The organism is Paenibacillus sp. NPDC058174 (assembly GCF_042883865.1).
Classification (GTDB): Bacteria; Bacillota; Bacilli; order Paenibacillales; family Paenibacillaceae; genus Pristimantibacillus.
On record NZ_JBHVUY010000009.1, the window covers coordinates 120,522 to 135,317 of the forward strand.

Genomic DNA, 14,796 nt, shown 5'->3' on the forward strand with positions numbered 1-14,796 from the left:
GCGGCCTCATACCAATGCGTACAACGAAGCGGGGTTCACTAAATAGCGAATGAGCTTCGTTGTAGAACCATAATGTTACTTGGAGGGGCAGGCTAGTAGAGTAATTGCAGTGCTATAGTAATTTTTTGCTGCTATGAGCTTAGATGTCGGATCTTGTTATTGGTGTTTATTGGTGTTGGTTTGAGCGGATAGAGAGCAAATGGAGCGGATTCGAGTGCAGACTGACTTTTTGCAGCTTTTATCCATTTTATAGAGCGAGAGCGAATATAGTAATGGAAGCAAGAATGGCAGGCTGCACCGAATCCGCGCAATGAGCGCCAGTCCGCAGGGTTGTCTTTGGATCGCACCGAATACGCGGAATGAGCGCCACCCCGCAAATTGACTGTGCTCCCGCCCAGTATTTCGAACCTTGTTCATAAAAGACAGCTATGCTATAGTACGATAGGTATAAATGAATAAATACTGAAGCAGCCGGACAGAGCGTCCGTCCGTTTCAGGAGAGGTTCGCGAACTCCCTCTATAAAAAACTAAGGAAGAAACAGAATCTCCTTAGATTCTGTTTCTTCCATTTTATGGACAAATATCTAGTTCGAGGAATCTCTCTCTCATCAGGGAGGAGATTAACAATGTATCAAACAAAGCAAGGCAAAGCCGTCGTCGTATTCAGCGGCGGGCAGGACAGTACGACATGTCTGTTCTGGGCGCTGCAGCGCTATGAGGAAGTGGAGGCAGTCACATTCAACTATGGTCAGCGCCATGCGCTTGAGCTGGAATGTGCGGCGCAAATTGCTGAGGAACTGGGCGTGCGTCATCATGTGCTCGATATGTCGCTCTTGGGACAGCTAACGCCGAACGCGTTGACGAGGCCGGACATGGAAATTGAGCAAAAGGAAGGCGAATTGCCGAACACCTTTGTTGACGGAAGAAATTTGCTGTTTCTGTCCTTTGCAGCGGTGCTCGCAAAAGGCATCGGCGCTCATTCGATCGTAACGGGCGTTTGCGAGACGGATTTCAGCGGCTATCCGGATTGCCGAGACGTGTTCATTAAGTCGTTGAACGTTACGCTCAATCTGTCGATGGACTATCCCTTTGTCATCGAGACACCGCTGATGTGGCTGGATAAAGCGCAGACGTGGGCGCTTGCCGACGAGCTTGGCGCTTTCAGCTTCGTACGAGAGAAGACACTTACCTGCTACAACGGCATCATTGCCGACGGCTGCGGGGAATGTCCGGCCTGCAAACTTCGCAGGCAGGGGCTGGAGCGTTATTTGGCCGGAGCGGGAAGTCGTGGTGAGCAGCGATGATGCAGCAAATCTATCCGCAGACGCCGCATGCCTATTGCTATGAATTGAATAAAGATATGCATTTTGCAGCAGCCCATTATATCCCGACAGAAGAAGCGGGCAAGTGTGCACGGCTGCATGGACATACGTATTTCGTTAATGTGACGATTGCTGGCGATGAGCTGGATGCGTCCGGTTTTCTCGTCAATTTTTCCGATATAAAAAAGCTTATTCATGACCGGTTTGATCACGGCTGCCTAAATGAACATACCGAGCTGTTTGGGCCAGCCTTGTCCTCCGGACATTCGAATAGTACCGGCTCTGTAAGGTTTCCTACGACAGAAGTAGTCGCTCGGACAATCGCTGAACTTGTGCAAATGTATTTGGATGGACGGTCTAACCGTCCGAAATGCATTCAAGTCTTTTTGCGCGAGACGCCTACGAGCTATGTCGTATACCGTCCGAGGATGGCGGCATCTCATGGCTGAGAAACGTTTGCCGGTCATGGAGATTTTTGGACCCACGGTACAAGGCGAAGGCATGGTCATTGGACAAAAAACAATGTTCGTTCGAACGGCAGGCTGTGATTACAGCTGCTCCTGGTGCGATTCCGCTTTTACTTGGGACGGTACCGGAAAAGACTCCATTCGCATGATGACGGCTTCGGAGATATGGACCGAACTGCGGGATATTGGAGGGAAAGGTTTTTCCCATGTTACGCTTTCCGGCGGTAATCCCGCCTTACTGGCCAATATGGATGAACTGGTAGAGCTGTTGAAGCTCGAAGGAATACGGATTGCAGTAGAAACGCAAGGAAGCCGCTGGCAGAATTGGCTTCTCGCTATAGATGAAGTAACGCTGTCGCCTAAGCCGCCGAGCTCAGGGATGCTGATGGATTGGACCGTGCTGGACGATATTGTCGGGAGATTAGGAGAAGCAGATCGTCTATACAGCTTGAAGGTCGTCGTTTTTGACGAGAATGACCTGGAATTCGCTGCTTCCGTTCATCGGCGTTATCCGGACACGGCATTTTTCGTACAATCGGGCAATGACGACCTAACGGAGACCGACAACAGCATTATGTTAAGCAAGCTGACCAACAATTATGAGCATCTTGTCGAGCAAGTGATGAGTCGAGATGATTTGTCGGCAGTACGGGTACTGCCGCAGCTTCATGCTTGGATTTGGGGAAATAAACGCGGCGTATAGCCGGAAAAAGTGAGAGTGAGGGACATGGCGATGTTAGGAAGAAAAGAAGAAGAGCTGCAGGGGATCAGCCTGCTGGGCAACCAAGGAACCAAATATCCATCGCAATATGAGCCTGCTGTATTGGAGGCTTTCGACAACAAACATCCATATCGCGATTATTTCGTTAAATTTAATTGCCCGGAGTTTACGAGTCTATGCCCGATGACAGGGCAGCCGGATTTTGCAACAATTTATATTTCCTACATTCCTGATCAGCGGATGGTAGAGAGCAAGTCGCTCAAACTCTATTTGTTCAGCTTCCGGAATCATGGCGACTTCCATGAGGACTGCATGAACATTATTATGAATGATCTGATTGCGCTCATGCAGCCGCGTTATATTGAAGTCTGGGGCAAATTTACGCCGCGCGGCGGCATTTCAATCGATCCGTACTGCAATTACGGCAAGCCTGGGACAAAGTATGAACAATTGGCTGAGCAGCGGCTGTTCAATCATGATCTCTATCCTGAAAAAATAGATAACAGATAACTGCTAGTAACAACTATCTCGCAAGGCTATTACACAAGCAAGGCCTGACCCTTCTCCATATACTATATTAGACCAATTGGAAAGGAGCCTACCAAATGTCTTGTCATCCTTGCGATCCGTTCTGTCCTACCGTCCGGGTTTACGATCCGCCAGTAACGGTATTTAATGACATTTTTCATCCGCAAATCGTCGAAGTTGTTCATCGCGTCAATGTCGTGAACCGTCACCATTGTGTTCCGTGCGAGAAACATCTCTATGAGTATTGCTATCATAATGAAGAAGTTTCGAATGAGGGAAGTCAGCGCAGCCGCAGTCATAACCGCAGCCGCAACCATAATAGCAGCAGAAGCAGATATGCTGGCGTATCCAAAGTAAAAGCAAAGGCCAAAGCCAAAGCCAAAACATCCAGATAATAGGTTTGTAACGGAATGGGAGACACCCGTCGCACTCGGCAACGAGATTGCGACGGGATTTTTTTTATTGCAAGCTGTTGCCTGTTGCCTCAGAATCTGCCTTAGTGGTTATTGCCGGACGCGTTGCCTTTCTTGTCAGACGACTTGGTTGTCGTGTTTTTGTTTCCGTGACCTTGTTGTTTCGCCATTGCGGTTCACCGCCTTTCAGACATTAAAGTAGGGGAACTGTGAAAATCTCGCTGTTAAAAATAAACAGCGGGATGAGTTATTTTGTGCGGATAATTGCTTATTTAAGCATAAAAAAGACGGAAGTCCGTCATGCACGTATATGCGCATGACCGGACTTCCGTCTTGTCTTCTAGGGTCAGACTTTCCGGATAGCCGCAATGCCTTTGCCGGCAACAGCAGCGAACATGGTGCCGTCTGGTCCGAAGGCTGGTGCGGACAGCGAGCTTTGGTCCGGAGCAAAAGCGAAAGGATCGGCTTTGCCGAAAGTCCCGCTTGAAGCTTCCAGCGCAAACAGTCCGTTATTGCCGAATGCCGTGTATGCGCCGGTGTTCAACCGTTCTGCAGGTATGCCGGATGCAAGCCAGAGACGGCCGGCGGAATCGAATGCCGCTCCGTCAGGTGAGCTGATGCCGCTAAGCCGCCCGCCGGCTACAGCAGGGTCGGATTCGAAAGCAGCCGCACCCGCATCATGCCCTGCCTCTATGAGACGAAGCACGCTGCCGTAGCCGTTGCCGGAAGCAGCGCTGCCGGTCTGTGCGATGAAGAGCGAGCCGTCAGCCGGATGAAGGGCTAAGCCTCTGCCCGAGTCGAGCTTCGTCGCTCCAAGCACAAGCGCTGCCTCATGAGCATGAACCAGAATATCTGAATATTTCTCCAGCTTGTCCAGCAAGTCCTCACGCAGTTGATCGACACCGTCTGGAACCCGGAAGGCGCGGTCTTCGAGCTTGGCCCGAACCGCTTTAACGGTCAGCTCGATCCACTGGCCGCCGCCGAAATCAGCAGCGAAGAGCTGTCCATCCTCGAGCAGCGCGGAGTTTGCCGTACCGAGGAGCGGATCGTATTGACCGGAGCTGACGAATTTAAATAGTGCGTGGCTGCTGCCCATATAGACTGCGACTCGGCGATCGCGAGTCAATGCTACCGAAACGTCGCCATGTGCAAATCTGCCGAGCGCCGTATGTTTTCGGACCGCAAAACCAGTTTCGGCAGGGGCTGCCTCAGCTATCCAGCCGACCGCTGCGGGATTGATTCCGGCTTTGGCTGCACCGGAATCAAACGGCTGCTCACCGGCAAGAACAGTGCCCCACGGCGTACGTCCGCCAGTGCCATTGCTCCACAAGCCTTGCACCTCCGCTGCATGATGGACGGCTTTCGTTCCTTTTGCCGGCCCCGTCAAAGCGATCCGGTCCATTGCGTCAATTCGTCTTGAGCTAGCTGCTTTCCAAGAGCTTTGGCTATCGGCGCGAGTGACCTTAATGATCGATGCGCCCCGCTCTTTAAGGGAATCGGCCTTGCTATTCGAATGGCTTACCCAGAGTGTGCCTTCATTTTCGTTTTGTCCAGGCCAGAAGCTAATGTAACGCCCTTCATCGCCGGAAGTTAGCCAATCGGCCGAATAGCCCTCCGCAACTGTAAGCCGGTTTTCTGTCGTCGTCTGCAGTGCGGGAAATGGAAGAGCAGCCGGGGCAAACAGCTTGGCTGCCGAGGCTTGGGCTTTGCCGATCAAGGGGTCGAGGCCGGTTGCGGAAGCGGCGAAAGCTGCGGCTCCAGTTCCGAGAAACGCAAGAAAAGAGCGGCGTGAAACTTCTTTTTTATAGTTCATGATGGACCTCCAAATTAGACCGATTCAATAGAATTGCTCTCTAGCATTTAAGATAGCATAAATGTGGCATTGTATGAACATTTTTTATAAAAAAATGGTGTAAAAAGGCTGATTTTCGATGTACTATTAAATTGTAGTTTTTTATCGTTCAGCGTCGGATGCTGTCATTTTGATTTTTGATAGAGGGGGCCATTAATGAATCAGCGTTCCGCAACTGCTGAAGACGAGACTTTTTTATATGAAGTTTATGCGGGCACACGGCGGCATGAAGTCATGAAATGGGGGTTTGGCGCCCATGAGATAGAGCTGTTTTTACAGATGCAGTACCAGGCTCGCCAAGCGTCGTATTCAGCTGCGTATCCGGATGCGGTGTGCCGGGTTCTTTGTGCGGGAGATGAACCGGTAGGCTCGTTGAGGGTTTATTACGGCAGCGAGTCAATCGTTCTGATCGATATCGCATTGCAGCCGGAAGCGCAGGGTCAAGGCGCCGGATCAGCAGTATTGCTGGAGCTGCAGCAGAAAGCGGCTCAACTCGGGCTGCCGGTCATGCTCCATGTCTATAACACCAATGTGCGGGCGCGCAGGCTCTACGAGAGGCTGGGTTTTAAGGAAATGTCAGCCGATGAGATTTATACCGGTATGAGATGGGAGCCTTATACTGGCAGCATGATATAAATGATTGCATGAAAGAAAGGCGGAATAGTGCTATGGCGGAGGCATCTTTGCTATTTTACAAGTCGGCTGTGGGCGAATCCTTTCAGGTGCTCGGCACAGAGCCGCTGTTTGAGCTGGAATTGATTCAAGTCGACGATCGGGGCCAAGCAGGAGGCTTTGAACAATTTGCTCTAGTGTTCCGGGGCCCGGAAGCGTTATTTCTGCCGCAGCAGACGGTCATGCTTCGGCACCCGGAGATTGAAGATGAGACCGTATTTGTTGTGCCGATCGGAAAGGACACGGACGGTTATCGGTATGAGGCCGTTTATAGCAGGCAGGTTCAAGCTTAATAGCAAGAGAGAAGGAGATGAGCATAGATGGGGCAACCATACATAGGAGAAATAAGAATGTTCGGAGGTAACTTTGCTCCTGCCGGATGGATGTTCTGCGAGGGACAGTTACTGTCGATCGCGGAGTATGAAACTTTGTACAACTTAATAGGAACGAGATACGGCGGAGATGGTGTATCGACGTATGCGCTCCCCGATTTGCGGGGACGGATTCCGGTTCATAATGGTTCAAGGCCAGGAGACAGTACTTATACATTAGGGGAAAACGCCGGTTCTGAGACGGCAACATTAACGATACAGCAAATCCCGTCGCATAGTCATACCGTAATGTCCCGAGGGGAACAAGGAAATACAAGCAATCCGGTAAATGCCGTGCCGGCAATGTCTTCGCTAGCTGCTTATTCGAATGGAGCCGATTCCGCTGTATCCGGCAGTGCCATGCACGCTTCCGCAGTTGGCGGCAGCGGCGGCAGCCAGCCTCATGACAATATGATGCCGTATTTGTGTGTGAGTTTTATTATTTCTTTATTTGGCGTTTATCCTAGCCAGAATTAGTATCACGGGAAAGCATGCCACGAATTAAATATATCGGGCAAGGGGGAGAAGAATGGGTACTCCGTATATGGGTGAAATCAGATTGTTTAGTATGGAATTTGCACCAAAAGGCTGGGCGATGTGCAATGGCCAGTATTTGGCCATAAATCAAAATCAAGCGTTATTTTCGATTCTTGGAACGCTCTACGGGGGGAACGGGGTGACGACGTTTGCGCTCCCTGATTTTCGAGGAAGAGTGCCGATTCATTACGGAAACGGCATCGAATTAGGACAGGTGGGGGGAGAGACAAGCCATACCGTCTCGCTATCCGAGCTTCCTGCTCACAATCATCAGCTGCAAGCGAAGTCGTCTGCTGCGACGCTGCCGACGCCGAATAATGGCGTATGGGCGGCTGCATCGGTAAGCGCGTATCATACCGGGGGGCCTGGAGGCGGCAATTTTGCCATGAATCCGCAGTTGGTAAAAGCTGCTGGAGGCTCACAGCCACACAACAATATGCAGCCCTATCTGACTTTGAATTTTTGCATTGCACTGCAGGGAATATTTCCGACACGTAATTAAGGAGGCCGAAATACATAATGGCAGATCAATTTTTAGGCGAGATTCGTATATTTTGCGGTAATTATCCGCCTCAGGGCTGGGCTTTCTGCAACGGCGGGCTGCTTCCGATCTCGCAAAATACCGCTTTGTTTTCATTGCTTGGCACCAATTATGGCGGAAACGGCCAATCGAACTTCGCGCTGCCGGATCTGCAGGGCAAGGCGCCGATGTTTTGGGGGCAAGGACCTGGTCTGTCGGATCACATCATAGGCGAGTCTGGCGGCAGTCAGAGCGTAACGCTGATTAACAGCGAGATCCCTTATCATAATCATGGGATGAACTACAGCAATTCCGCCGAGCCGCAGGGCGATCCGTCCAATGCGTTCCCAACCAAGGCGCGAGGACGCCGCGATGTGAATGTGTATGGCGACCCTTCATCAGGAGGAGCTCTGTCGGGAATGCATGCGCAGGCTTTAAATGTTGCCGGAGGAAACCTGCCGCATAACAATATGCAGCCCTATTTGGCCGTTAGTTATATTATAGCGCTGCAGGGCATTTTCCCGGCTAGATGGTGATAGACGGATAAATTCGTTTTTTTATGAAGGGGAAATGAACGATGGGAAACGGATGGACGGGGAAGCTTCGATCATACAAGCGCAGCGCAGCGGTCGCGACGATGGGGGCTGTGCTGTTTGGATTGATCGCCTTTGGCTTAACCCATGCGATATCGGCTGCGGGCGAAAGCGTGGACGTCAATAATGTTGCAGAGCTGCAGGCTGCGCTTCAGGATGCAAACAATAAAGTGATTAAGCTTGCCCCCGGCGATTACGCGCTGGGCAATACACCGCTGAAGATCAGCCGCGGCGTAACGCTTATTGGCGCAAGCGGCAACCGGGAAGGTGCGGCAGCTGCGACCAGACTGATTGCTTCCGGCAATAGAGCGATTGTAGTCAATGAAGCTCTGGACAGCGTTTTCGCAGATGTAGCACTCGAGGCACTGACGATTACGGGGGGACAAGCTCCCAAGGAGTTATACGGCGGAGGAGGCATTAACGCTGATACCGGGACGTCTACTTTGTCTCTTTACAATGTTGTCGTAGCGAATAACAGCTCTCATGCGGATCAGGGCGACGGCGGTGGAATGTACGTGTCGGGCGTGGACGGCGGAAAGCTGGAGCTTGACCGCGTTATCGTAAAAGACAATAAAGCGGCAGACGGCGGGGGCGGCTTATATGTGGAGGGTGACATTCAGGTAAATATTATCCGAACCTCCTTCGAGCGCAATGTTTCCGGCAAACGATCCGGCGGAGCGCTGGACGTGCTCCCGGGAAGCGCCGCTCATGCGGGACCGCTTCGCATCGAGGACAGTGCTTTTATCGGGAATGCTGCGACAGCTTCCAGCGGAGGCGCGTTGTCGTTAAACGTTGCGGATACTGTCATCCAGAATAGTACGTTTAGCGGCAATAAAGCGGTTAACGGCGGTGCAATCGTCTCGACGATTCAAGGCTCGCCCGTGCTGAAGCACATTACCGTTACGAACAATTCAAGCACGGAGAAGGGCGGGGGCTTATACATCTCTGTCGGAGCAAGCGAGCCTGGCATGATGAAGCTGAGCAGCTCGATCATTTCGGGCAATACTTCTGATCAGGAGCCAGGAAAAGCGGACATATTTGTAGATGATGCTTCCAAAAAATTATCTGCAACGGACAGTGTCAACAACGTGATCGACAAAGCGGACAGCGCATTTGGACCGGGAGGCGGCGGAGGCAATCTGTTCAACATCGATGCCAAGCTGGAGCCGCTCGCTGATAACGGAGGCTTTACGAAGACACATGCCTTGAAAGTTGACAGCCCGGCCAGAAGCACTGGCGGAGCCTCTGGCTCTCCGTATGATCAGCGCGGTTTCCCGAGAATGGTGACAGACAAGACAGCGGCAGGGGCATTCGAAGGCCAGCGTGTGACGCTGAAGTACAACACGACTTATACACAGTCGCTCCGTTTTCAAGATATTCCGAGTTCGGTAAATGTCGTACGCACCAGTCAGACTGCAGGTCTGATCAAGTCGGAAAATTTAACGGGCAGCGGCAATACCCGGACGCTTACCGTTGTACCGAATACCGGTGTACTTGGCAATGCGACCTATACTTATACGGTAAACCGGATAATTGCCGGACAGCCGCAGTCGCTTGAAGGCACGTTGGAGCTTGTGTACTACGCAGCACCGGACCTCACCGTCGAAATGACGCATAGCGGTGATTTCTATCAAGGCCAGCAGCAGGCGGCATATACGATTACAGTTAAAAATGAAGGTATCGCAGCGACGAATGGCACAATGAAGCTGAAAGCCGAATTGCGCAACGGATTAACGGCTGTTGCGATGAGCGGGGCAAATTGGACATGCAGCACATCAACTCTGGAATGCACGCGATCTGCCGTGCTTGCACCGGGAGGGACGTCTGTCATCAGCTTGACGGCAAACGTCGCGGACACTGCCGTTCTCGGACCGCTTGACAGCAAAGCCGATGTATCGGGCGGCGGAGAGGAAGCGGCCGATAGCGCTAACAATAACAGTATTGATGCAACAAAGGTGCAGCCTGTTCCGAACGTTGTGTCCGTAGCTGTTCCAGCTAATGCAACGTATAAAGCGGGAGACATACTTGCGTTTACTGTAAGCTTCGACAGAGCCGTCACTGTGACAGGTACGCCAGAGCTGCCATTGGTTATCGGAACGACGAATGTAAAAGCTTCCTACAATGGAGGCAGCGGTACGGCTGCGCTGCGTTTTGAGTATAAGGTGGCCAGCGGACTTGCAGATGCTGACGGTATTTCCGTCGGAGCGGCATTGGGATTAAACGGCGGATCGATTGTAAGCGCCCAGAACGCGCCGGCAAAGCTTGGCTTATCGGGAGTTGCAGCGACCAATGGCGTATTGGTTGATGCCATCGCTCCGTCCATCTCTGCGATACAGCTCCCTGCCAACGGAATCTACACGATTGGCCAGCAATTGGAGTTTATCGTGAAGTTTGATGAACGGGTGTCGGTTGGAGGCACACCTGAGCTTCCTATTAAAATTGGCGGAAGGACGGTTCATGCTGCTTTTACAGAAGCGATCTCGCCAACGGATCTCAAATTCGTTCTGACTGTATCGGATGGGGACAACGATAATGACGGTATCGAGCTAGGCTCTGCATTATCGCTGTCCGGCGGAGCTATTGCCGATACTGCCGGCAATCCGGCAGTGCTTGATATCCCTTCAGGTATTGACGCATCGGGTATTAAAGTCGATACCGAAGCGCCGTCGCTGCTTGCACTAGATGTACCTGCAGCAGGTGCGTACAAAGCGGGCAGCAAGCTAGTGTTTGCGGCTGAATTTAATGAAGAGGTGACGGTAACGGGAGTGCCACGCATTCCTCTGAAGGTTGGCGAGAATACCGTTTTTGCGCTTTATGAATCGGGTTCAGGTTCCAAAATCATACAGTTCTCCTATACCGTAACGGCAGGAGACAACGAACCGGATGGACTTTCTTTCGCACCCGATGCCGAGATTGATTTGAATGGGGCTACTCTGAAGGATAAGGCCGGCTATGCCGCGGCGTTGTCTCCGGCAGTATCCCCGGCTATGAGCGGTGTAATTATTGATACAGTTGCACCGGTCATTCAATCAGTCGTCATTGAAGGGAAGAAATACACGAGCGGAAGCACCGTTGCGATCGAGGTTCAGCTAAGCGAAGCGGCAAATGTAGCAACCGGCGGCGGAACGCCAAGGCTGCCGCTGAAAGTCGCGGGATCTGTGGTCTACGCTTCCTATACGGGAGGCGACGGAACAAGCAAGCTGGCTTTTGCGTATACGCCGGATTCCGACATACGCGATTTGGACGGCATTGAGCTGGAGCCATTATTGTCATTGAACGGAGGGGCAATTGCAGATCCGGCAGGCAATGCGCTGGAGTTAACGATTCCAGCTCCGCTGAGCAGGCCGGAAGTAATCATTGACACGATTACACCAAAAATCCTTTCGGTATCGGGTGTAAGCGGCTATTACAAAGAAGGCGATGCCGTCAAGTTCACGATTAAATTCAATGATGCGGTAGTCGTTAATACGGCAGGAGGCAAGCCGCAGCTTCCGTTTAGTCTTGGAACGAAGCAAGTCCATGCTGTCTATGAATCGGGCAGCGGTTTCGATACGCTCGTATTTTCCTATACAGCGGCAGCAGGAGATGCTAATGGAGAGGCGGTTGACCTGTCTGCAACGACGGCGCTGCTTAATGGAGGAGGCTCCATTGGCAATGCCAGCGGCAACACCGCGCAGCTAAGTCTAGCTGGAGTTGGCGATTTTACAAATGTGATTGTAGACTCGGCTGCACCATCGATTACCGCTGTAACGGCTAGTGCCCCAGGGACGTATGCGCTGGGGGATGAGTTGGAGTTTGTCTTCGACATAAGCGAGGCTGTTGATGTTCATACAGCTTCTGGTTCTCCAGAGCTGGAAATTGCGGTCGGCAGCCATAACCGGAATGCTCTCTATGATGCTGCCTCATCCACGAACAATAAGCTCGTTTTCCGATATACAGTGTCTTCGGGCGATTACGATATGGACGGCATTCAGTTGATGCAGTTGAAGCTGAATCAGGCGGTCGTTCAGGATCAGGCGGGTAATCTGATGAATACGGCTTTACCGGCTATGAGCGCGGTTATTAAAATCGATGCTGTTCAACCGTTCATAGAATCCGTAGATGGTCCGGCTGAAGGCTACTACTCTGAGGGTTCAACTTTAACCTTCAAGGTTCAGTTGAATAAATCGGTTCAACTGAACAACGCTGGGGGAACGCCTTCGCTTAAGCTGATCATTGGCAGCAAGACAGCAGATGCCGCACTCGTTAATACGGCGAGCAATGTCCTTACCTTCACTTACACTGTCACATCAGGCGATACGGATGAAGACGGCATTGGGGTTGGCGCAATTGCGCTAAACGGGGGAGTCCTGACTGACAGCTTGGGCAATCTTCTAGATCTTACTATGCCGGCTGTAAGCTTGCCGCTGATCATAGTGGACACTACGGCACCGAATGCTCCGGTATTTCTTACTGCAAACGGGACGAAGGCAGTCTTTAATGCCATCGAGATAACAGGTACTGCGGAAGCGGGAAGTCTCGTTACGCTAGCTACGACAGACGGTCCAGGGGCATCGTTAACGGCAACAGCAGCGGCGAACGGCAGCTGGTCGATGACAGTAACAGGTTTGCCGGAAGGGGACTACCGTTTGAAAGCTTCTGCAGCTGACGCAGCAGGCAACATTAGTGCGGAATCAGACATCACGATTACGGTAATGCCAGTTGTTGCTTTTAATCCGATTAGCTACAGCCTCGTAACAGGCAATGAGAAGCCGATAACGCTTGAAGCGACTTTCTTTGATGGAAGCAAAAAAGATGTTACGGCAGAAGCTGTCTTTACTTCGGATCATGTAAATATAGCTGAAGTTCGAGACGGCAAGCTTTATGGAGTTGGCGCGGGCAGCGCTACACTTACTGCAAGCTGGTCAGGGATTACGCTTACAGCTCCGGTTACAGTGCTTGCTCCCGGAAACAGCGGAGGAGGCAGTAATGGCGGCGGGGGCGGCAATTCAGGCTCCGAGGGAATGTTCGACTTCACTTTCTGGCTGAATGGCATGGCGCTTGCGAAACCAATTTCACTGAAGGATGTACAATCAGGATACGTAACACTTGATTTGGGTAGTGAGAATCCAGTGTCCGTTCGGTTCGATTCAGCTATAGTGAATAAACTCTTAGGCATCAACGATAAACTTATCATTCAGGTAGCGACTAGCTCCGGATCCGTGGAGATGCCGTTGAAAAAGCTGCTGCAGCAAGCAAGCGGAGCCAATGCTCCTCAATCTTTGACACTGGAGATTGCTGCGAAGGCTGAGGCAGAGTTGACTAAGGGTGCGGAGAAGCTGGGCGCAAACCTAGTAGCGGGCCCGTTTGCTTTTACTCTTGGATATGAAGACTCCGCTGGAAAAGGACATGCATTCCCGTCATTTAAGGAATACGTGCTCTTCTCAGTGCCTCTTGGCACTAGCAAACCGCCATATGGATCTGCTGTTCTGAAATGGGATGGCACTGCTGGTGAGTTCCGCTATGTTCCGGCGTTATTCCGCCAGGAAGGCGGACGCTGGATTGCCGATGCCAAGGATCAAACCTCCGGTATCTATGTTGTCCTTGACCGGCCGGTTAAATTTGACGACACAGCCGGACATTGGGGCGAGAAGGATATTGCCTTGTTAGCTTCTATGTTTGTCATTAAAGGCAAGGACAACGACAGCTTTGATCCGAACGGATCGATTACGAGAGCTGAGTTTGCGGCGCTTCTTACTCGTGTGCTTGGCCTGTCGTCAACATCGGTCAGCGGTCAGAGTTACACAGACGTGAAGAATGGATGGTATGCAGATGCGGTAAAGGCAGCATCTGCCGCCGGCATCGTTAATGGCTATAGCGATGGTACGTTCCATCCAGGCAATACAGTATCACGCGAGGAAATGGCTGTTATGATGATGCGTGCGCTTCAGTATGCGGGCAAAGTGCCGGCACCTGGAGCCGGAAGCAGCTTTAAAGATCAAGTCAGCATTTCCGGCTGGGCTTTGGAGGCCGTTCAGCAAGCGTCACAGCTTGGACTGGCGAAAGGCGATGCGTCTGGCGCATTCCGTCCGGGCGATAAAGCGACAAGAGCGGAAGCAGCTGCTATGCTGCTGCGCCTCATGCGTGAAGCAGGGTTGTCGCCTTGGTAAACAGCGCTAGTAAGAATTAGAAGACTAGTATTATAGGCAAAGAGCCAGCCCGGGCATCTGATGATGCTCGGAGCTGGCTCTTTGCTATTTATATAGAGGCGCTGCATATTGAAATCTAGCAATTTAAATTAAATGATAAAAAAGACTTGCAATCTATTATTAGTCTATGGTATATTCTAATTCCGGCCGAGAGAGACGCGGTTGGCGAGGTAAGCGAAGAGAGAGGGACAAGCTGAACGGCTTGAAACTTTCGAAAAAAAAAGCTTGCAACGAGATAACGGATGTGATAAGATAACATGCGTTGTCACAAAAGATATTGTTCTTTGAAAACTGAACAACGAGCGAAACTGCCCTGTTAATTCTAAGGAATTAATAGAAAAGCGATAAAACAAGTAATGAGCAATCAACTTCTAGATCGGGCTTTTCGACCAGCTTCACAGCTGAATCGTCGAAAACCCTTTAATGGAGAGTTTGATCCTGGCTCAGGACGAACGCTGGCGGCGTGCCTAATACATGCAAGTCGAGCGGATTCAACGTTTCCTTCGGGAAAGGTAGAGTTAGCGGCGGACGGGTGAGTAACACGTGGGTAACCTGCCCATAAGACTGGGATAACATTCGGAAACGAATGCTAATACCGGATACGCGATTTGG

General features: G+C 51.3%; 12 protein-coding genes, 1 rRNA gene and 1 riboswitch. Of the genes, 12 read left to right on the forward strand and 1 reads right to left on the reverse strand.

Going from position 1 to position 14,796, the window contains the following annotated elements; translation table 11 throughout:
• Nucleotides 1-493 precede the first annotated feature (493 nt).
• Nucleotides 494-537: riboswitch (PreQ1 riboswitch) on the forward strand.
• An 89-nt stretch (nucleotides 538-626) separates the two neighbouring features.
• From queC to ACFVVF_RS26600, 5 genes are all read left to right on the forward strand, one after another.
• Nucleotides 627-1,304 carry a 7-cyano-7-deazaguanine synthase QueC gene (gene queC, locus ACFVVF_RS26580; protein WP_387815920.1) on the forward strand — a complete coding sequence of 226 codons (678 nt, stop codon included), beginning with the start codon at nucleotides 627-629 and terminating at the stop codon, nucleotides 1,302-1,304.
• A complete protein-coding gene (gene queD / locus ACFVVF_RS26585) occupies nucleotides 1,301-1,771 on the forward strand; it encodes a 6-carboxytetrahydropterin synthase QueD (protein ID WP_387815922.1) in 471 nt (156 codons plus the stop codon). The genes queC and queD overlap by 4 nt, the downstream gene beginning before the upstream one ends.
• Nucleotides 1,764-2,492: a 7-carboxy-7-deazaguanine synthase QueE gene (gene queE / locus ACFVVF_RS26590; RefSeq protein WP_387815924.1), complete on the forward strand. Its 729-nt coding sequence runs from the start codon at nucleotides 1,764-1,766 to the stop codon at nucleotides 2,490-2,492. Before queD ends, queE begins: the two co-directional genes overlap by 8 nt.
• A gap of 30 nt (nucleotides 2,493-2,522) precedes the next feature.
• Nucleotides 2,523-3,020, forward strand: a complete 498-nt coding sequence (queF, locus tag ACFVVF_RS26595) for a preQ(1) synthase (RefSeq protein WP_387815926.1) — start codon at nucleotides 2,523-2,525, stop codon at nucleotides 3,018-3,020.
• A 95-nt stretch (nucleotides 3,021-3,115) separates the two neighbouring features.
• Nucleotides 3,116-3,433, forward strand: coding sequence for a hypothetical protein (locus ACFVVF_RS26600; protein WP_387815928.1), 318 nt, complete (start codon nucleotides 3,116-3,118; stop codon nucleotides 3,431-3,433).
• Between the two features lie 364 nt (nucleotides 3,434-3,797).
• Here the strand turns inward: ACFVVF_RS26600 and ACFVVF_RS26605 are convergent, their stop codons facing one another.
• Entirely contained in the window at nucleotides 3,798-5,264 is a 1,467-nt protein-coding gene (locus ACFVVF_RS26605) for a PhoX family protein (RefSeq protein WP_387815930.1), read from the reverse strand.
• Nucleotides 5,265-5,459: 195 nt separating this feature from the next.
• Here ACFVVF_RS26605 and ACFVVF_RS26610 point away from each other — a divergent pair, with 195 nt between their 5' ends.
• The 7 genes from ACFVVF_RS26610 to ACFVVF_RS26640 form a co-directional block, all read left to right on the forward strand.
• Nucleotides 5,460-5,939 carry a GNAT family N-acetyltransferase gene (locus ACFVVF_RS26610; RefSeq protein ID WP_387815932.1) on the forward strand — a complete coding sequence of 160 codons (480 nt, stop codon included), beginning with the start codon at nucleotides 5,460-5,462 and terminating at the stop codon, nucleotides 5,937-5,939.
• Nucleotides 5,940-5,971: 32 nt separating this feature from the next.
• A complete protein-coding gene (locus tag ACFVVF_RS26615) occupies nucleotides 5,972-6,268 on the forward strand; it encodes a DUF6916 family protein (protein WP_387815934.1) in 297 nt (98 codons plus the stop codon).
• Between the two features lie 57 nt (nucleotides 6,269-6,325).
• Complete coding sequence (locus tag ACFVVF_RS26620) at nucleotides 6,326-6,823, forward strand: phage tail protein (RefSeq protein ID WP_387815936.1); 498 nt, start codon at nucleotides 6,326-6,328, stop codon at nucleotides 6,821-6,823.
• A gap of 52 nt (nucleotides 6,824-6,875) precedes the next feature.
• The gene (locus ACFVVF_RS26625) at nucleotides 6,876-7,385 is read left to right on the forward strand and encodes a phage tail protein (RefSeq protein ID WP_387815938.1); all 510 of its coding nucleotides are present in this window, start codon (nucleotides 6,876-6,878) and stop codon (nucleotides 7,383-7,385) included.
• A 17-nt stretch (nucleotides 7,386-7,402) separates the two neighbouring features.
• On the forward strand, nucleotides 7,403-7,939 hold the full coding sequence (locus ACFVVF_RS26630) for a phage tail protein (RefSeq protein WP_387815940.1): 537 nt from the start codon (nucleotides 7,403-7,405) through the stop codon (nucleotides 7,937-7,939).
• Between the two features lie 41 nt (nucleotides 7,940-7,980).
• Nucleotides 7,981-14,145 (forward strand): S-layer homology domain-containing protein, encoded by a 6,165-nt coding sequence (locus ACFVVF_RS26635; RefSeq protein ID WP_387815942.1) that lies wholly within the window; start codon nucleotides 7,981-7,983, stop codon nucleotides 14,143-14,145.
• A gap of 459 nt (nucleotides 14,146-14,604) precedes the next feature.
• Nucleotides 14,605-14,796: ribosomal RNA gene (locus ACFVVF_RS26640) — 16S ribosomal RNA — on the forward strand; the annotation flags it as partial.